We start from the raw sequence: 17885 nt of genomic DNA, 5'->3' as shown, positions 1-17885 counted from the left end.
CTGTCCCGACAACGCCACCTCTCCGCATCCGCCGCCTGAGAAATACGCCATGTTGCCCGAAGCCAAACTCGATATCCTGCTTGCCCATCATGCCTCGCTAGAGGCTGAGCTGCTGGGTCAGGTGAATTCCGAAAAATACGTCCAGATCACGCGCGAGCTCGCCGAGCTCAATCCGCTGATCGATGCGGTCAAGTCCTATCGCACGGCGCGGGCCGAGATTGCGGGCGCCGAATCGCTCCTGGCTGACGCCGGCACCGATCCCGAAATGCGCAGCATGGCCGAAGCCGAGCTCGAAACGCTGCAGGCCCGCATCGCTGACCTCGAGCAGAAGATTCGCGTGGCGTTATTGCCCAAGGACGCCATGGACGACCGCAACGTGATGCTGGAAATCCGCGCCGGCACCGGCGGCGACGAGGCCTCGTTGTTCGCCGGGGATCTGTTCCGGATGTATGAGCGGTTTGCCGCCTTGCAGGGCTGGAAGGTCGAGGTGATCTCGGCCTCGGAAGGCACCATGGGCGGCTTCAAGGAAATCATCGCCGAGGTGCAGGGCCGCGGCGCGTTCGCCAAGCTGAAGTTCGAATCCGGCGTGCACCGCGTGCAGCGCGTGCCCGACACCGAGACGCAAGGACGGATTCACACTTCCGCCGCTACCGTCGCGGTGCTGCCAGAGGTCGAGGACGTCGATGTCGATATCAAGAACGAGGATCTGCGCATCGAGACCATGCGTGCGCAAGGCGCCGGCGGCCAGCACGTCAACAAGACCGAATCGGCGATCCGCATTACCCATATTCCGACGGGCATCGTGGTGATGATGCAGGACAGCCGCTCGCAGCACAAGAATCGCGCCTCCGCCATGAATATCCTGCGCTCGCGCATCTACGACGCCGAGCGCCAGCGCGTCGACGCGGCGCGCTCCGCCGACCGCAAGGAGAAGGTCGGCTCCGGCGACCGAAGCGAGCGCATCCGCACCTATAATTTCCCGCAAGGCCGCGTCACCGATCACCGCATCAATCTGACGCTCTATAAATTGCCGCAGGTGATTTCGGGCGAAGCGCTGGGCGAATTGATCGACGCGCTGACGACCGAGCACCAGGCCGCGCAGCTCGCCGCGCAAGGCGCGGCGGCGTGAGTGACAACTTCGCCGTCGTCCCTGCGAACGCAGGGACCCATAACCACAGCGCTTCGTTGTTGCCCAAGCCATTAACCCGCACCGCCTTAATCGATAGGCCGCGGCATATGGGTCCCTGCGTGCGCAGGGACGATGCGTGGAGGGATTTGCGCGAGAACGCCGCATGAGCTCCTTCGCCAGCCAAACCGTCGAGGCCGCGCGGCGCGCGCTCGCAGTGAGACTCAAAACCGCAGCCATCGAATCCGCCGAACTCGACGCGCGGATTCTGACAGGCCATGCACTTGGCCTGGACCTGACCGGCTTGATATCGGCCGCACAGCGCGAGCTCACCTCGGATGAATCGGCACGCCTTGAGGAGTTCGCCTGCCGTCGCCTCGCGGGAGAACCGGTCGCCCGCATTCTCGGGCATAAGGAATTCTGGGGGCTGCCCTTACAACTCTCGTCCGCAACGCTCGTGCCGCGGCCCGATACCGAGACAGTGGTCGAACTTTCGCTGGAATTGTTGCGCGCCGGGGGGAACCTTGATCGCGCGTTGCGCATCGCCGATCTCGGCACCGGCTCCGGCGCGATCCTGCTCGCGCTATTGTCGGAATTGCCGGCGGCGCAAGGATTCGGGACCGATATTTCGGAGGCCGCCTTGCAGACCGCCTCGGCCAACGCGGCACGCGCTGGCCTCTCGGCGCGCGCGACGTTCGTCGCCTGCGACTACGCCAGCGGACTGTCGGGCCCGTTCGATCTGATCGTCTCGAATCCACCCTATATCCGCACAGCGGACATTGGCGGCCTCGCCGCGGAGGTCAGGAAATACGATCCGCTCGTCGCACTCGATGGTGGCTGCGACGGGCTGGAGGCCTACCGCGGGTTGATTCCACAGGCGGCTGGCCTCCTCGCCCCGGGCGCACCTTTGGTCGTGGAGGCTGGTCAAGGTCAAAGCAGCCAGATTCGGGCCCTGATGGCGGCCGCAGGGTTAACGCCTGCAACGGCCCCCAAGGCCGATCTGGCGGGCATTCCGAGGGCGGTCGCGGGCCACAAAATGGCCCGATAAAGTCCCTTTGGAACGCAAAAAAACCCCTTGGAATATTCCCCCGGAGCGACTACGTTCCGCTCACAACATCGGTCCAGGGTTGCTGGCCCCGTAAGATCGTACGGGTGAGGCCAGAGTTCTCGAAACGAGAGCCCGCCGGGTGAAAGGTTCCAAAACGCAGGTCGAATTGAGCGCAATAGCTGGAGCTGTGCTGCTCTCGACCGCCAAGCGAACGAAAGCCTGATATTGCGATTGAAGACTTACGCAACAGCCAGTCACGCGAAGCCGTCACGCAAGACGATTAGGCTGGTTTTGGCAGGCTGAATGATTTGATCCGGCGCGCGAATGTACGCCGCCGAGTGGGGAACGCGTCTTTGCTGAACGCGATGGTTGGCGAAATCGACGACATGAATTTGAACGGCATCGTGATTCGGTGCGCCTAAGCGCGCGCCGGATCGGATCAGGCTACGACGGTAACTGCATAACTTCAGGGCTGGAATAAAGGCGAGACATGAGAAACGGTCAAAACAACAAGCGGATGCGTAACCGGAATCAAGGCAGTAACCGGAACGATGGCCGGCGCGGTCAGAACCCGATGACCCGGGTGTTCGAATCGAACGGCCCGGACATCAAGATCCGCGGCACCGCTTCGCATGTCGCCGAAAAATACGTGCAGCTGGCGCGCGACGCGCGCTCTTCCGGCGATCCGGTCGCGGCCGAGAATTACTACCAGCACGCCGAACATTACTTCCGCCTGATCGCCGCCGCGCAGGAGCAGTTCCGGCAGAACCAGCCGCAGCCACGCATTGACACCGAAATGCAGCCGGCGGAAGACGGCGACGATGATGGCGAGAGCTTCTCGCATTTCGGCCAGGAGCCGGGCTTCGTCCCGCAGCAGCCGCAGCCCTACATCCGCGACAACAATCCGCGTGAACAGCGTGGCGACAATCAGCCTCACCAGCGCGATCAGCAGCCGCGCGAACACCATCGCGAGCGCGAGCATCGTGCGCAGCCGCAATATCAGCCGCAACCCCAGCCGCAGCCGGTGATTGCCGATACCGGCGGCGTCGATCGCCTGCCCTCCTTCATCACCGGCCCGCAGCCGCAGGTGAACGGCGCGCCCGGCGGGTATGAAGAGGGCCGCGGCGAGCGCTTCCCGCGGCGGCGGCGCCGGCCGCATGGCCCGCGTCCCGACAGCATGGCCGCGCCTGCCGCCCCGAGCGAAGATTTCAATCCGGGGAATGAGTAAGTAGTTCACCCACAATCGTCGTCCCTGCGAACGCAGGGACCCATACGCCGCGGCCTTTGTTTAATGCACGCGAGCGGACGATCTTTTCAGACAAATGCCAATTGTGGTTATGGGTCCCTGCGTTCGCAGGGACGACAGCTCGAGATTACGCCTTGTCCCGCGTTGCCGTCGATGACGGCACCAGCACCGGCTCCAGCGACGGAATCAATCGCGCGCGTTCGCGGCCCGCGGGGATCGCGCGATAGACCTGTTTGGTCGCTTCCACGATATGGACGCCGGCGAACGGCAGCGACAGCGCGGCGCCGACACGCTCCCACGCCATCGCCGAACGCAGAAACCAGCTATTGCCGAGCGGCGGAAGGAATAGCGCCTCGCCCCACGATGCCGGCGTGAACCAGGTCTGCCGCAGCAATTGCGTGATCTGCGCGCGCGAATAGGGCCGGCCGTGACCGAACGGCGTATTGTCGGTGCGCGTCCACACGCCGCGCCGATTCGGGATCACGGCAATCAGGCGGCCGGAGGGCGCCAGCACACGCCACACCTCGCGTAGCAAGCGCTCCGGATCATCGGACATTTCCAGTGCGTGAACCAGCAGGATCCGATCCACCGCGGCGTCCGGCAGCGGCATCGAAAATTCATCGATCAGGGTAGCCAGCGCCGGCCGCCCCGTCGGCCATTTCAGGACGCCCTGTGCCGCCGGCATGAAAGCGATGCAGCGTTCAGAATCTTCGCGAAACAGGCCGAGATAGGGCGTCGGATAGCCGAGGCCCAGCACCCGCTGCCCCGCTGCATCGGGCCAGCGCGCCCGGATGCCGCGGTTGATCAACTGCCGTGCCACGATACCGAGGCGCTGCGAATAGAAGTCGCGGAGATCGATGACGTCGATGGTCATGAGCGCAATCTACCACACCGTGTTTCATTGCGGCGCGCCGAAAATGGCATTGCCGCGCGAGCGTTAACGCCATATTTCTTTCGGATTGATGGGGCTGAAAGCCTGAAATCAGGAGCTGTCATGGCCGCGGAAATTCGCACCTTCACCTGTCTCAACGACAATTTCGGCTATTTGATCCACGATCCCGCGACCAAGGCCACCGCATCGATCGACGCGCCGGAAGCCGGCCCGATCATCAAGGCACTGGAGCGCGAAGGCTGGACGCTGACGGATATTCTCGTCACTCATCACCATCACGACCATGTCGGCGGCATCGCCGAGCTGAAGCAGAAATATGATTGCCGCGTTGTTGCTCCGCATGACAAGTCCACCAAGATTGCCAATGTCGACCTGCGCGCGGCCCATGGCGACGTGATCAAGGTGGGAAGTCTGCTGGCGCGGGTGCTGGAAACGCCCGGCCATACGCTTGACCATATCTCATACGTATTCGACGCGGAAAAGGCGGTGTTCGCCGCCGACACGCTGTTCTCGATCGGCTGCGGCCGAGTGTTCGAGGGCAATTATCCGATGATGTGGGATTCGCTGTTGAAGCTCCGTGCGCTGCCGGACGATTTCAATCTCTATTGCGGCCATGAATATACCGCCGCAAACGTCAAGTTCGCGCTCACGGTCGACGGCGACAATCCGGCGCTGCGGGCGCGCGCCGAGGAAGTAACGCGGCTGCGCGCGGACAACAAGCCGACGATCCCGGTGCTGCTGGGCGAGGAGAAAAAGGCCAACGTGTTCCTGCGCGCCGACGAACCGTCGGTGGCGGCCAAGCTGCACATGAAGGGCGCCGGCGCCGCCGAAGTTTTCGGCGAATTGCGCGAGCGCAAGAACAAGTCCTGATGGCGCTGCCGAAACAAGCCGCCGAGATCATCGCGCGGCTCGACCTGAAGCCGCATCCCGAAGGCGGGCATTATCGCGAGACGTTTCGCGATGAAAGCGTCGACGCCGCCGGGCGATCGCGATCGACCGCGATCTATTTTTTGTTGGCGCGCGGCGAACGCTCGCACTGGCATCGCATCGATGCGGTCGAGACCTGGCACTACTACGCGGGCGCGTCCCTGATGCTGCAGATCGCCGACGACAGCGGCCGACGCAGCGTCAGACTTGGGCCAGATCTGGCTGACGGCGAAGTTCCGCAAGCTGTTGTGCCTCCGCACGCCTGGCAGTCCGCTGCAAGCAACGGCGATTGGACGCTGGTCGGATGCACCGTCGCGCCCGGGTTCGAGTTTGCGAAATTTGAGCTCGCCGAACCGGGCTGGTCGCCATCTTCGTAGGATGGGTGGAGCGGAAGCGATACCCATCAATCGCCGCCTCGTGAAAAGTGATGGGTTTCGCTTCCCGCTCTACCCATCCTACGTCTTCTTCCACACCATGTCCTTCGCCGCGATCAGGCCGCCGCCGGCGATCAGGATCGCGGCAATGGCGATCGTGGCGGTCGGCTGCGCAAAGCCGGCGAGGATCAGAAACAACGTCGATAGCAAAGGCGTTGCGTAGGACGCGGCTCCGAGCACGCGGATGTCGCCGCGCTTCATGCCGATGTCCCAGACAAAGAACGCGGCGCCGACCGGGCCGACGCCGAGCGCCATGACGGAAAGCCACTGCCCGGCCGTTTCCGGCCAGACCGTCTTCTCCACCATGCCATGGACCAGTGCCGCCAGCAGCGCGGTGACAAGGCAGAAGCCGGCCACCGCGTCGGTCGGCACCGCTTTGAGCTTGCGCGACATCACCGAATAGGCGGCCCACACGAACGCGGCGACGAAGGCCGCCGCCAGCCCCGGGATCTGGCCGGGCGCAAAGCTCGCGCCATTGCCGGCGAACAGCAGCACCGTGCCGGCAAGCCCGAGCAGCGCACCGATGATGTGATGTGGCGCCAGCCGCTCGCCCGGCAACAGAGACGAGAACAGCACGATCAGGAGCGGCCAGAGATAGTTCAGCAGGCCGGCTTCCGCCGGCGGCGCGTAGCGCAATGCGAGAAAATACAGCGCGTGATAGCCGAACAATCCGCCGACGCCGACGACCCAGGCGACTGGCGGCTGCTTCATGGCGCCAAAGGCGGCGGGCCGGAACAGGAAGCTGGCAAAGGCAACCAGGGCACCGATCGCAAACGTCATCGCCGCGAGCTGGAAAGCCGGGATCTTGCCGGTCGCGACCGTAAGGACCGAGAGCAGCGACCACATCAGGATCGCGGTCAGTCCGATCAGCGTGGCGGTGCGGGGGGGCATGAGTTTCGTCATTGCGAGCGAAGCGAAGCAATCCATCCTTCTTGCCTGTATAGCCAAGATGGATTGCCTCGTCGCTATCGCTCCTCGCAATGACGAGAGAACATCACACCATGTACTGCCCGCCGTTGATCGTCATGGTCGAGCCGGTGATGCCGCCGGCCTCATCGGCGGCGAGGAACACCACCGCGCGGGCGATTTCCTCGGGCTCGCCGAGGCGGTTGACCGGGATCAGCGGCAGAATGCTCTTCTCGAGCACCTCCTTCGGCACCGCCTGCACCATCTCGGTGTTGACGTAGCCGGGGCAGATCGCGTTCACGGTGACGCCGCCTTTGGCGTTCTCCAGCGCGAGCGCCTTGGTGAAGCCGATGTCGCCGGCCTTGGCGGCGGAATAGTTGACCTGGCCGAACTGTCCCTTCTGGCCATTGATCGAGGAGATGTTGATGATGCGGCCGAATTTGCGGGCGCGCATGCCCTCGATCACCGGGCGCGTCATGTTGAACAGCGAGCCAAGATTGGTGTTGATCACCGCGTTCCATTGATCGAGCGTCATCTTGTGGAAGGCCCCGTCCTTGGTAATGCCGGCATTGTTGACGAGCACGTCGATCGGCCCGAGATCGGCCTCGACCTTTTTGACGCCCTCGGCGCAGGCGTCGAACGAGCTGACGTCCCATTTGTAGACGGGGATGCCGGTCTCGGCCTTGAACTTCTCGGCGGCGGCATCATTGCCGGCGTAGCTCGCCGCAACCTTGTAGCCCGCAGCTTTCAGCGCCTTGCTGATTGCAGCACCAATGCCCCTCGTACCCCCCGTAACCAATGCAACACGTGCCATGTCGTAGTCCTCCTTGGTAATCTTCTTAGTACGCCGGAATTGTCCCGGTCTTTTGACGACGCTCAATCTTCAGGTTTGAAGCGTTCTTGAAAACGCTTACGGAGATGAAAATGCCCGGCGCGAGACCGGGCATTTCATCTTTACCAATTCGAGCCGCGGTTGCGAGATGATCTTTTCATCATTCAACCGATCACTCTGCCTTTGGTTCAGTCGCGTGCGACGCACATCGCGATGCCCATGCCGCCGCCGATGCACAGCGTGGCAAGGCCTTTCTTCGCGTCGCGCTTCTGCATCTCGTGCAACAGCGTCACCAGCACACGCGCGCCCGACGCACCGATCGGGTGGCCGATCGCGATCGCGCCGCCGTTGACGTTGACCTTGCTGGTATCCCAGCCGAGATCTTTGTTGACCGCGCAGGCCTGCGCCGCGAAAGCCTCGTTGGCCTCGATCAGGTCAAGGTCGCCGACGTTCCAGCCGGCCTTCTTCAGCGCAGTGCGCGAGGCAGGGATCGGGCCGGTACCCATGATCTTGGGATCGACGCCGGCCTGGCCCCATGAGACGATGCGGGCAAGCGGCTTCTTGCCCTGCCTGGCTGCTTCCTTGGCGGTCATCAGCACCACGGCGGCCGCACCGTCATTAATCCCCGATGCGCTGCCGGCGGTCACGGTGCCGTCCTTCTCGAAGGCTGGCTTCAGCTTGGCCATCGCCTCGATCGTCGCGCCGTGACGGGGATATTCGTCGGTGTCGACCACGACGTCGCCCTTGCGGGTCTTGATGGTGACGGCGGTGATCTCGTCCTTGAACTTGCCGGCTTTCTGCGCGGCCTCGGCCTTCTGCTGCGAGCTGACGGCGAACTCGTCCTGCTGCGCTCGGGTGATCTGCCACTGCTTGGCGACGTTCTCGGCGGTGTTGCCCATGTGATATCCGTTGAAGGCATCCCACAGGCCGTCCTTGATCATGGTGTCGACCAGCTCCAGGCCGCCCATCTTGACGCCGCCACGCAGATATTGCGCATGCGGGGCCATGCTCATCGATTCCTGGCCGCCCGCGACGACGATCGAGGAATCGCCGTTCAGCAGTGCCTGGTAGCCGAGCGCGACCGAGCGCAGGCCCGAGCCGCAGAGCTGGTTGACGCCCCAAGCCGGGCTCTCCACCGGAATGCCGGCATTGATCGAGGCCTGGCGGGCCGGGTTCTGGCCCTGCGCCGCGGTCAGGATCTGGCCCATGATGACTTCGGATACCTGTCCCGGCTCGACACCCGCCCGCTCCAGCGCGGCCTTGATGGCGATGGCGCCGAGGTCATGGGCCGGGGTGGTGGCGAACGCGCCGTTGAAGCTGCCGACCGGAGTGCGGGCGGCGCTGACGATGACGACATCGTCTGACATGGACATCTCCTTATGGGGTTTCTTGGGCTTGAGGGTTTCTTCGACGGCGGGCGGGCCGGATGGCGAGCCTGTCTCTCACCTTATCCTGTTAACCCCATTGACCCATGTCAATCGGCCAAGGCCTAAATTCCTGCCGCGGCGCATTCAAATTGATCCCCGTGGGGGTTTCCATAGCAGCGTCCATGCCTTGGAATTAACCGTGCCGCACAAAACGGTAGCCGAACCGCATTGAAAATGCTTACTTTGCTGCGTTTGCGTTGCTCGTCTGCCCGTCGGCGAAGCCGCCGGGTTCCCCGCTCTCGGTGTCGATGTGTGAGCTTATGGCAAAGTCAGACCAACCTACGACCATCAAGAAGTACGCCAACCGGCGGCTCTATAATACCGGCACCAGCACCTATGTGACGCTCGAGGATCTCGCCGCGATGGTGAAGGAAGGCGAGGATTTTCTCGTCTACGACGCCAAGACCGGCGACGACATTACGCGCCAGGTGCTGGCGCAGATCATCTTCGAACAGGAAAACAAGGCCGGACAAAATCTGTTGCCCACCACTTTCCTGCGGCAGTTGATCCGCTTCTACGGCGACAGCATGCAGCTGGTGGTGCCGAAATATCTCGAACAGTCGATCGATACGCTGACGCGCGAGCAGGAAAAATTCCGCAAGCAGCTCACCAACACGTTCAGCGGCACGCCGTTTGCGCCGCTCGAAGAACACGTCCGCCGCAACATGGAATTATTTCAGCAGACGTTCTCGATGTTCAAGCCGTTCGTGCCGCCGCGCGCCGGATCGACCACGACCGAATCCGAGAAGGTGCCGGAGCCGGCGCCCGAAGAAGACAATATCGACGATCTTCGCCGTCAGATGAAGGACATGCAGGAACGCCTCGAGCGCATGTCGAAAGAACCGAAGAAGGAAGAGTAAGGCTTCGAGCCTCGTAGTCTCGCAGCCCGGATGGAGCGAAGCGAAATCCGGGACCACCGCGCAGATGGATTGAGTTTCCCCGGATTGCGCTTCGCTCCATCCGGGCTACGCGACTCTCTCCACACGTCGTCCCTGCGAGCGCAGCGACCCATAACCACTATTGTTGATTGTTTAGCGAAGCCGTCTACCCGATTGCACCATTGCAGGGCCGCGGCATATGGGTCCCCGCGTTCGCGGGGACGACGGCTAGCCCGCCGCGGGCAACGCGCTATCCGGCACCGCCCATGGCCGTTGCGGCGACGCCAGCCCGATCAGGCGACCCTGGATGTAATCGCAGCCCCATTCGCGCAGCATCACGGCGGCTTCCTCGTCCTGCACCCATTCCGCCACCGTCTTGATCTGCAGGCGGTTCGCCAGATCGATCAGCGTATGCACGAAAGCGCGATCGTCTGCGGAGCGCGCGATGTTCTGCACGAACGCGCCGTCGATCTTCACGATATCGACGCCGAGCTTGCGCAGGTTTCGAAATGAGGTGTAGCCAGCGCCGAAATCGTCAATCGCGATCTGGCTGCCGAAATTTTTAAGTCGTGTGATGAAGCCCCTGATATCGTCAATATCCTGGATCGCAACCGTCTCGGTGATCTCGACAATCAGCCGCTCGCCGGCGCCGGGATGGGCGTGCATCAGCGATTCGATTCCGGTCCACCAATCCGGGTCCATGGTGGTGTCGGGCGAGATGTTGAGGCTGAGCCGCACGTTCGGCGACGCCGCGAGTTCGGCGACCGCGAGTTCGAGCACGCGGTGATCGACCAGCCGGATCAGGCCCAATCGCTCGGCGACCGGAACGATATCGGGCGCCAGCAGCGCCTGCCCGTCCTCCTGCTCCATCCGCACCAAGCATTCATAGAATGCCGGCTGCCGCGAGCGCGCTTCGACCACGGGCTCGAAGGCGGTGACGATGCGGCGCTCGTTCAGCGCAGTGACGATCTCGTCGGTGACGCGGATGTTGACGCGGCGCTGGGCGTCGCGCTCGACGTTCGGCTTCCACAGTGAGAACGATCCGGCGCGGCGGCGCTTGGCGGCATCTAGCGTTTCCTGGGCGCGGTTGACGGCCTCATCGGCATTGCGGGCGTAACGGGGGATGCTGATCGCGCCGATCGATGCCGTCACCGAGACGGGGCCGGATTTGGTCGGGATTACCTCGTCGCGGATCCCGGCCAGGAAGCGTTCGGCCGCGATATTGGTGTCGTCGACGGTGCAGTTCCTCAGGATCAGCCCGAACTTGTTGCCGGAGAACCGCCCGAGCACGTCGCCGCCGCGCAGCTTGGCGCGGATGCGTTTTCCGATTTCGGCAATCACGGCGTCCGCGACGTCGAAGCCGAAGGCGTCGTTGACGCGCGCCAAATGATCGATGCCGATCAGCATGAAGGCACAAGTCGATCGGAGACGCATGGCTTCCTCGATCGCTTCCGCCAGCGAGGCGACGAGATGCGTGCGATTGAGTTCACCGGTCAACGGATCGTGCCTCGAGAGCTTCAGCAATTGCTCGTCGCGGGCACGGCGCTCATTGTTGATGCGGACAATGCCTTGCGCACGCACTGGCTTGCCGTCGGACCCTGCAAACCAGCAACCGGTTTCCTCGATCCAGAGTACCGGCGCGGAGCTTGAGGCTCGCACGCCATATTCGACCCGGTAGGCGACGCCTTCGCCGGCCCGCGGCGGCACCGATTGAGCGAGGGCGTCCGTCCGGATCGATCGGGAGGGCTCGATCAGCCTGGCGAACCCGGCGCCACTCGCCAGCGCCTCCGCCGGAATGTCGGTGAAAACCGCGCCGGCATTGTCGCTCCAGGCGATGGTGTCCGCTATCAGGTCCCAGACGAAAGCCGCCTGGCCTAGCGAGGCGAGAATGCTGGAGGCTTCCGGGACAGGGGGCATCAGATCGCCTCGATTCGGGACACCGGCCGGGTGATTCCCACTATCCTTAAGGGTAGTGGCTGTTTCGAACGAGAGGCTAGGCAAAGTTGATAAATAATCCGGAAACCATGTTTCACAGACTTTCCGCGCCAGCCGGGAACGAACCGGAAGGGAGCGGCATAGGCCTTGCGAGGTCAGATCGCGGTGGGGCGTTTCGTCCCGAAACGTGACAGTTTAGCCGGCTACGGTGCGCGATGCTGGATATTGATCGATCAGAGGAAATTTTGGACGGCGAGTTCGTCAACCTCGACGAGCCGGCCTGCGTCGAGCTGGTGCCGGTGACCCAGTCCCTGCACTGGTCACGGCGAGCGGCGACGCCGCGACCCGATCCGACCTTCCTCGCGCAGTTGATCGCGACCGCCGATCAGACACCGCAAACCCGCGGCCTGAGGCGGGCCTCGCTGGCGGATGCGCAAACAGCCTATGGCGCCAGTCAAATCCGGCGTTGCAAAACCGGCTTCCGGACACGGCAAATCATCTAGATCAGCGCTGAGGCGTATCAGGCTTATCCGGCGGTGGCGGAGAGCCTGAGCCCGGCTGCAATCCCGGCGACGGTATTTCAGGCGAAGCGGCTTCTGGTGCAGGCACTCCCGATGACGGCGCTGCGGGCGAGGCCGCCTCAGGCGCGGCGGCGGGCTGCACCGGTTTCGGTTCGGGGTGATCCTTCAACACGGCTTCGGCAACAGAGGCTGCCGGCGAGACCGATGGCGCAGCGGGCGAGGGTGCCGGTGCTGTCGCGGGCTCGAATTGGGGCTCGGCTGCTGCCGGTACCTCAACTTTTTCGGCGCTTTTTGACGGAGGCGCCGCCGCCGGAACGGCACGGCGTCGCGTCCGCAATGCGAGGCCGGAGACGAAATCCACCAGCGACAGCGCCGTCATCAGGAAATAGGTCGAGGTGCCGAACTTCGGCCACAGCACGAATTCAGCCGCCGCCGCGCCGAACACGATCAGCGACAGCAGATGGTCGGTGAGATATTTCGCGCCGGGACGCGCGCCTTTGATGACCTCGGCCAGCAGCAGCAAGATGCCGAGCGTGAGCAGCACGTCGCTCAGCGTCACCGTCCATTCCGCACCCGACATCAGCGTCAGCTTCACCAGCGGATCGGTGAATGATACCTCCGGCATCAGGAAGACGATGATGTTGTAGATCGCGAGCGGAATCAGAAGCAGCGGAAAACCAACCATGGGTATCGCGCCTTGCTAGCAAAACCGGAAATGTCCCCCGGCAAAGCATCGCTTCGCCTTGTGGAACCGTTGGCTCACTCGTTGGCCAAATTCGGGCAGACGCCGCTGGAAGCGGCGCCTTATCCCCTATCCGGATCAGGATTCCTTCTTTTTCAGCACCTGCCGGCCTTTGTACATGCCGGTCTTCAGGTCGAGGTGGTGCGGACGGCGCAGCTCGCCGGAATCCTTGTCCTCGGCGTAGGTCGGCTTCTTCAGCGCATCCGCCGAGCGGCGCATGCCACGCCGCGAGGGCGATGTTTTTCTTCTGGGAACGGCCATAACGGTCCTCTAGGGTGTTGTCGGAGGCATCCGTCCGAAACCAGACCGCCCAGCGCTTTGCGCACGGGCTGCGATGCCGATAAGGCCGCGCTTATAGAGGATGGGCTGGCGTAAAGCTAGGGCACGCCGCGGTAAAAACGGCCGAAAATTGGCTCAAAGAGCGCGATTCTCGCTCCAGCAGCGCTGCAGCGCCGCGGCATTGGCCCGCGCCATGTAGGTGGCGGCCAGACGGCGCACCCCGGGGCCGGGATTGCGGGCGATCCGTCGCACCGGATTGGGCAAGATCGCCGCCAGCAAGGCCGCCTCACGCGCGGAAAGCGTCGCGGCCGAATGGCCGAACGCGTACATTGATCCGGCCTCGGCTCCGAACTGCCCGGACGGGCCTAGTTCGGCGATGTTGAGGTAGATTTCCAGGATGCGCTGCTTGGGCAGCACCAGGTCGATCCACATTGCGAGTGGCAGTTCCAGCGCCTTGCGGACCACGCTGCGGCCCGGCCACAGGAACAGGTTCTTCGCCACCTGCTGGGTAATCGTCGATCCGCCGCGGGCGGGCTCACCGTCCTCGGCATCGTCGATGGCATCCTGCAATGCCCCCCAATCCACCCCGCGATGGCTGCAGAATTTGGCGTCCTCGGAGCCGACCACCGAGCGCGGCAGGTAGGGCGAAATCGCATTGAAATCGATCCATTGGCGCGACACCGGCGCGCCCTTGAGCCATCGCCACGCCATCAGCGCCGAGATCGGATGCCCGGTGCGGTAGAACGGCGTCACCAGATAGGGCAGCAACAGCACTGCCAACAGGATCAGCACTAGAATTCGGACAACGCGCAAATTGGATGCTTCCGGTTCAGCCCAAGCCGTCCGGGACCGGTGAACAGGCCCCACCCAAGTGACATCTCCATGATATTTCGAGAGTTTTCCAGCGGTTTTGTGACCTGCGTCATGGAATTGACGAAGCCCCTGCCATCAACGATTGTCCGGGCCAAATTGATCTGGAGCTATTCTTAATGACGACCGCCACTGCCGATTTTGCCAAACGACTGGACCAGACCGCGGAGGATACCGAAGCGCTGCTGGCAAAGCTGTTGTCCGATACGCTGCTGCCCGACGAGATCGCGCGGCCGAAGCGGCTGATGGAGGCGATGCGCTATTCCAGCCTTAACGGCGGAAAGCGGCTCCGGCCCTTTCTGGTGGTGGAAAGTTCCGCCGTGTTCGGTGTCCCGCGCGAGGCTGCCCTTCTGGTCGGCGCGGCGCTCGAATGCATCCATTGCTATTCCCTGATCCATGACGATTTGCCGGCAATGGATAACAGCGATTTGCGCCGCGGCCGGCCGACGCTGCACAAGAAGACCGACGATGCCACCGCGATCCTTGCCGGCGACGGGCTATTGACGCTGGCGTTCGACATTGTCACCCGCGACGAGATCCACGAGGACGCCAATGTGCGCCTGCTCCTGACGCGGGCGCTGGCGCGCGCCTCCGGCGTCGGTGGCATGGTCGGCGGCCAGATCCTCGACCTCGCCGGCGAAGGGCGGTTCGGCGATCGGGAACCGGTCGACGTGGCGCGGCTGCAGCAGATGAAGACCGGCGCGCTATTGCGCTATGGCTGCATCGCCGGCGCGATCCTCGGCCAGTCCACGCAAAAGGAATACCAGGCGCTCGACGATTACGGCCGCGCGCTCGGCGAAGCCTTCCAGATTGCCGACGATTTGCTCGATGTCGAGGGCGACGCGGTGGCGCTCGGCAAGCAGACCGGACAGGATGCGGCGCTCGGCAAGACCACCTTCGTTACCCAGCTCGGCATCGACGGCGCCAAGCAGCGCGTGCGCGATCTCTTGGCGCGCGCCGATTCGGCGTTGTCGATCTTCGGAGCTAAGGGCGACGTGCTTCGCGCGGCGGCGCGCTTCGTCGCGGAGCGCAAGAACTAGCGCATTTAAGGTAACGGATGAGCAAGGAATTCGAAGCTCACCTTATTCGGTTCCGGAACCTGCCGCTGCCGGTCCGTGTGGTCTACGGAAGGCCGCGCACCTTCATCGCACTCGCGGTCGGCATGGTCGCGTTCCTGCTGCTACCCGGCACGCTGCGGCTGCCGACGCGGCTTGTTGTCGGCTGGGACGTATTTGCCGCGCTATATCTCGTATTTGCCTACATCATGATGCTGCGCTGCGGCGTCGGTCACATCAGGCGCAGCGCGGTGCTGCAGGATGACGGGCGTTTCCTGATCCTGTTAGTGACCGCGTTCGGCGCCCTCGCGAGCCTTGGCGCAATCCTGCTCGAGCTCGGCGTCTCGAAAGGCAATCGGGCCGGGCTGATGCTGGCGACGGTGACGATCGCTTTTTCATGGGCGCTGGTGCATACCGCCTTTGCGCTTCACTACGCCCACGAATTCTACCGCGGCAGCAAACCCGGCGGCTTGCAGTTTCCGAGCGGTGAGGCGCATGCCGAGCCGGACTATTGGGATTTCGTCTACTTCTCGTTCGTGATCGGCATGACCGCGCAGGTCTCCGACGTCGGCATCACCGACAAAGTCATCCGCCGCACCGCCACTGTGCACGGCATCATTTCCTTCGTGTTCAACACGGCCTTGCTGGCGCTGATGGTGAACATCGCGGCGAGCGCGATTTGAAAAGCTATTGGCCCCGCCGTCGCCAATGTGGGCTTGATCTAATACCGGCCGCCGTTACGGGCACACGCCCGACATGATGGCCTGGTAGCCATTGCAGCCCTGCTGGCGTTCGAGGCCGGTGAGCGGACGGCCTGTCGATGACAGCCCTGGACCAGTCGGTCCATGAGAACGCGTTACGATAACTTGCTTTGGTTCCCGACCTTGCCTTGCTTCCGGAACCCGCCTTGCTTCCGGCCTGTCGCGCCTCGCGACCGGCTTCCTGGCGTTGCGCTTCTCGCATTCATTGTCGTCGTTGAGGGACGAGCCCTCGGCACAGGTGATCTTGGTGCAGCGCTCGCCCTCGGCCTTGAAGCCGTGCTCGCACACCAGCGGGCACACCCGCGACGACTTCAACTTGAGGGTATCGAGCGTATCGACGCTGGCGACCTTGGTGTCGAGCTTGGTTCCGGCATAGCGGTTGAACAGGCTCAACGAGCGCTGCGATGCGCTATTCCAGTTGCCGTCGGCATTGCCGGTCAGGCAGCCGACGCGGCGCAGCTCGGCCTGGACTGACTTGGCAACATCAGGCTGCTGCGTTGCGGGCGTGAGGGCCGCCAGATTCACAGGCTTATCCTTGTCGGCAGCGGCGCTTTCGGCGGCGACGCGCTTCTGTTCGGCTGCGGCCGCCTGGTCCTGCGCCACCTGCTTGGCCTTTTCGGCTGCGATGCGCGCCTGCTCGGCGGCCTTGGCTTCCGCCTCGGCCTTTGCCTGTTGCGACTTCTGGGCGCCTTCGGCGGCGAGCCGCGCCCGTTCCTGCTCGGCCAGCCGCGCCTTCTCGGTCGCCGCGACACGCGCCTCTTCGGCCGCGATTTTGTCGAGCTGAAGTTTTGCGAGACTCGAATAGAAGCCGTCGGGATATTGCGCGAGGAAGGCGTTGAGCGCGCTCTTGTTGCCGATCTGCAGCGCAAGTTCGTAATCGCGGCGGGCTTCGGCCTGCGCGCTCAGAGCGGGCGTCGCTGCAGCCACCGCAGCAGGCGCCGCGCGCGGTGCCGGCACCAGCGGCACGTCTTCGCCGCCGAGCGAACCATACACAAAAGGTTCCTGCCGATTATTGGTGGTCTTGAGCACCTCGTCGCGGACAAAGCCGAACGCGCGGCGCACGTCGAGCCCGGGCCTGGTCAGATGATGCGATAGCGCCGCCGTGAACGGGCTGTTCTGGCCGTCACCGTCGGCCGCAGTCGAACCGGCCTTGGCCGAATAGGCGATCAGGACGTTCGGGCTGGTCGGCTCGACCTTGGCCAGGCCTTGCCCGATCGCGCGCGACGCGACGGTACGCTTCATGGTTCGGGCAAACGGATTGTCGCGACACGCATCGAGAATCACGAGCCGCAATTTCTTGGCCGGTTCGATCGCAATCAGGATGCGGTCGAGCGAGAGGCCTTCATCATAGATGTCGGTATCGCGTTCCAGCCGCGCATCGACAGGAATCAGATAATTCGCGCCGTCAACTTCGATGCCGTGGCCGGCGTAATAGACCACCGCGATATCGGCATCCCGCGCGCGGTCGGCGAAGTCGCGCAGCGCGCGGCGGGTCTCGGCCGCCGGCAAGTCGCGGCGGGAATCGACGACATCGAAGCCGGCGTCCTTCAGCGTCGCCGCGATTTTGGAACTGTCGTTAACCGGATTGGTGAGCGGTGCGACGTTCTGGTAGGCGGAATTGCCGAGGATCAGCGCCACGCGCTTCTCGGCAAAGGCCGGCTCGCTCGCCAGCAGGACGGCGGCGGCTGCAAGTGCCCATCGGCACAATTTTAGCGATCCAGACATCGTCATGACTGCTCCGGAGCCTCGTACTTTTTTACCACACCGGTCTGCCTATCAGAAGCCTGACCACCGCTTTGTGAGTTAGGTCACGAACCACGCCGATGTGACTTGGCACTCTCGCTGTATCCTTAGTCAGGCGAACAGGCCCACAGGTTCGGCGCCGCCGATGCCGCCTCAGCCCCGGGGTTCCCAACACAGCCCCAGGGGGCAAACGCATTCTTAGGCAATGATGCGAGCGTGTGCCTTTTCTCAATAGCGCGATCAGCCGGTCCATGGCTAAATTC

18 protein-coding genes are annotated in these 17885 nt (G+C 63.5%); 9 read left to right on the top strand and 9 right to left on the bottom strand.

Going from position 1 to position 17885, the window contains the following annotated elements; genetic code table 11:
* Positions 1-49: 49 nt before the first annotated feature.
* From prfA to HCN58_RS09225, 3 genes are all read left to right on the top strand, one after another.
* Complete coding sequence (prfA, locus tag HCN58_RS09235; RefSeq protein WP_171579043.1) at positions 50-1129, top strand: peptide chain release factor 1; 1080 nt, start codon at positions 50-52, stop codon at positions 1127-1129.
* Between the two features lie 163 nt (positions 1130-1292).
* Positions 1293-2174, top strand: a complete 882-nt coding sequence (prmC, locus tag HCN58_RS09230; protein WP_171579042.1) for a peptide chain release factor N(5)-glutamine methyltransferase — start codon at positions 1293-1295, stop codon at positions 2172-2174.
* Positions 2175-2664: 490 nt separating this feature from the next.
* Complete coding sequence (locus tag HCN58_RS09225) at positions 2665-3402, top strand: DUF4167 domain-containing protein (protein WP_171579041.1); 738 nt, start codon at positions 2665-2667, stop codon at positions 3400-3402.
* 145 nt (positions 3403-3547) lie between these two features.
* On the opposite strand, the gene HCN58_RS09220 is transcribed toward HCN58_RS09225, so the two are convergent.
* Entirely contained in the window at positions 3548-4294 is a 747-nt protein-coding gene (locus HCN58_RS09220) for a methyltransferase domain-containing protein (RefSeq protein WP_171579040.1), read from the bottom strand.
* Positions 4295-4414: 120 nt separating this feature from the next.
* Here HCN58_RS09220 and gloB point away from each other — a divergent pair, with 120 nt between their 5' ends.
* Together gloB and HCN58_RS09210 are read left to right on the top strand one after the other, a co-directional pair.
* Complete coding sequence (gloB, locus tag HCN58_RS09215) at positions 4415-5182, top strand: hydroxyacylglutathione hydrolase (RefSeq protein WP_171579039.1); 768 nt, start codon at positions 4415-4417, stop codon at positions 5180-5182.
* Positions 5182-5616, top strand: coding sequence for a cupin domain-containing protein (locus HCN58_RS09210; protein ID WP_376701162.1), 435 nt, complete (start codon positions 5182-5184; stop codon positions 5614-5616). Before gloB ends, HCN58_RS09210 begins: the two co-directional genes overlap by 1 nt.
* 78 nt (positions 5617-5694) lie before the next feature.
* On the opposite strand, the gene yddG is transcribed toward HCN58_RS09210, so the two are convergent.
* The 3 genes from yddG to HCN58_RS09195 all read right to left on the bottom strand — a co-directional run bounded on the left by yddG (position 5695) and on the right by HCN58_RS09195 (position 8778).
* Entirely contained in the window at positions 5695-6564 is an 870-nt protein-coding gene (gene yddG / locus HCN58_RS09205; RefSeq protein ID WP_171579038.1) for an aromatic amino acid exporter YddG, read from the bottom strand.
* Positions 6565-6667: 103 nt separating this feature from the next.
* Complete coding sequence (gene phbB / locus HCN58_RS09200; RefSeq protein WP_171579037.1) at positions 6668-7393, bottom strand: acetoacetyl-CoA reductase; 726 nt, start codon at positions 7391-7393, stop codon at positions 6668-6670.
* A 206-nt stretch (positions 7394-7599) separates the two neighbouring features.
* Complete coding sequence (locus HCN58_RS09195) at positions 7600-8778, bottom strand: acetyl-CoA C-acetyltransferase (RefSeq protein ID WP_171579036.1); 1179 nt, start codon at positions 8776-8778, stop codon at positions 7600-7602.
* Positions 8779-9098: 320 nt separating this feature from the next.
* Here HCN58_RS09195 and phaR point away from each other — a divergent pair, with 320 nt between their 5' ends.
* Positions 9099-9698 (top strand): polyhydroxyalkanoate synthesis repressor PhaR, encoded by a 600-nt coding sequence (gene phaR / locus HCN58_RS09190; RefSeq protein ID WP_171579035.1) that lies wholly within the window; start codon positions 9099-9101, stop codon positions 9696-9698.
* Between the two features lie 246 nt (positions 9699-9944).
* Here phaR and HCN58_RS09185 read toward each other — a convergent pair whose 3' ends face one another.
* Complete coding sequence (locus tag HCN58_RS09185) at positions 9945-11633, bottom strand: putative bifunctional diguanylate cyclase/phosphodiesterase (protein WP_171579034.1); 1689 nt, start codon at positions 11631-11633, stop codon at positions 9945-9947.
* 233 nt (positions 11634-11866) lie between these two features.
* Between HCN58_RS09185 and HCN58_RS09180 the strand changes: the two genes are divergently transcribed.
* Positions 11867-12154, top strand: coding sequence for a hypothetical protein (locus HCN58_RS09180; protein ID WP_235983509.1), 288 nt, complete (start codon positions 11867-11869; stop codon positions 12152-12154).
* 1 nt (position 12155) lies between these two features.
* On the opposite strand, the gene HCN58_RS09175 is transcribed toward HCN58_RS09180, so the two are convergent.
* From HCN58_RS09175 to mtgA, 3 genes are all read right to left on the bottom strand, one after another.
* Positions 12156-12857, bottom strand: coding sequence for a hypothetical protein (locus HCN58_RS09175; RefSeq protein ID WP_171579033.1), 702 nt, complete (start codon positions 12855-12857; stop codon positions 12156-12158).
* 135 nt (positions 12858-12992) lie between these two features.
* Complete coding sequence (rpmF, locus tag HCN58_RS09170) at positions 12993-13175, bottom strand: 50S ribosomal protein L32 (protein ID WP_028347701.1); 183 nt, start codon at positions 13173-13175, stop codon at positions 12993-12995.
* A 153-nt stretch (positions 13176-13328) separates the two neighbouring features.
* Positions 13329-14006: a monofunctional biosynthetic peptidoglycan transglycosylase gene (mtgA, locus tag HCN58_RS09165; protein ID WP_171579032.1), complete on the bottom strand. Its 678-nt coding sequence runs from the start codon at positions 14004-14006 to the stop codon at positions 13329-13331.
* A gap of 176 nt (positions 14007-14182) precedes the next feature.
* Here mtgA and HCN58_RS09160 point away from each other — a divergent pair, with 176 nt between their 5' ends.
* Positions 14183-15103, top strand: coding sequence for a polyprenyl synthetase family protein (locus tag HCN58_RS09160; protein ID WP_171579031.1), 921 nt, complete (start codon positions 14183-14185; stop codon positions 15101-15103).
* A gap of 17 nt (positions 15104-15120) precedes the next feature.
* Entirely contained in the window at positions 15121-15801 is a 681-nt protein-coding gene (locus HCN58_RS09155; protein ID WP_171579030.1) for a DUF1345 domain-containing protein, read from the top strand.
* 54 nt (positions 15802-15855) lie between these two features.
* Here the strand turns inward: HCN58_RS09155 and HCN58_RS09150 are convergent, their stop codons facing one another.
* Positions 15856-17604, bottom strand: coding sequence for a caspase family protein (locus tag HCN58_RS09150; protein ID WP_171579530.1), 1749 nt, complete (start codon positions 17602-17604; stop codon positions 15856-15858).
* Positions 17605-17885: the final 281 nt, after the last annotated feature.

This window comes from Bradyrhizobium australiense (assembly GCF_013114825.1).
GTDB classification, from domain to species: domain Bacteria; phylum Pseudomonadota; class Alphaproteobacteria; order Rhizobiales; family Xanthobacteraceae; genus Bradyrhizobium; species Bradyrhizobium australiense.
This window is presented reverse-complemented; position numbering and strand designations above follow the sequence as displayed.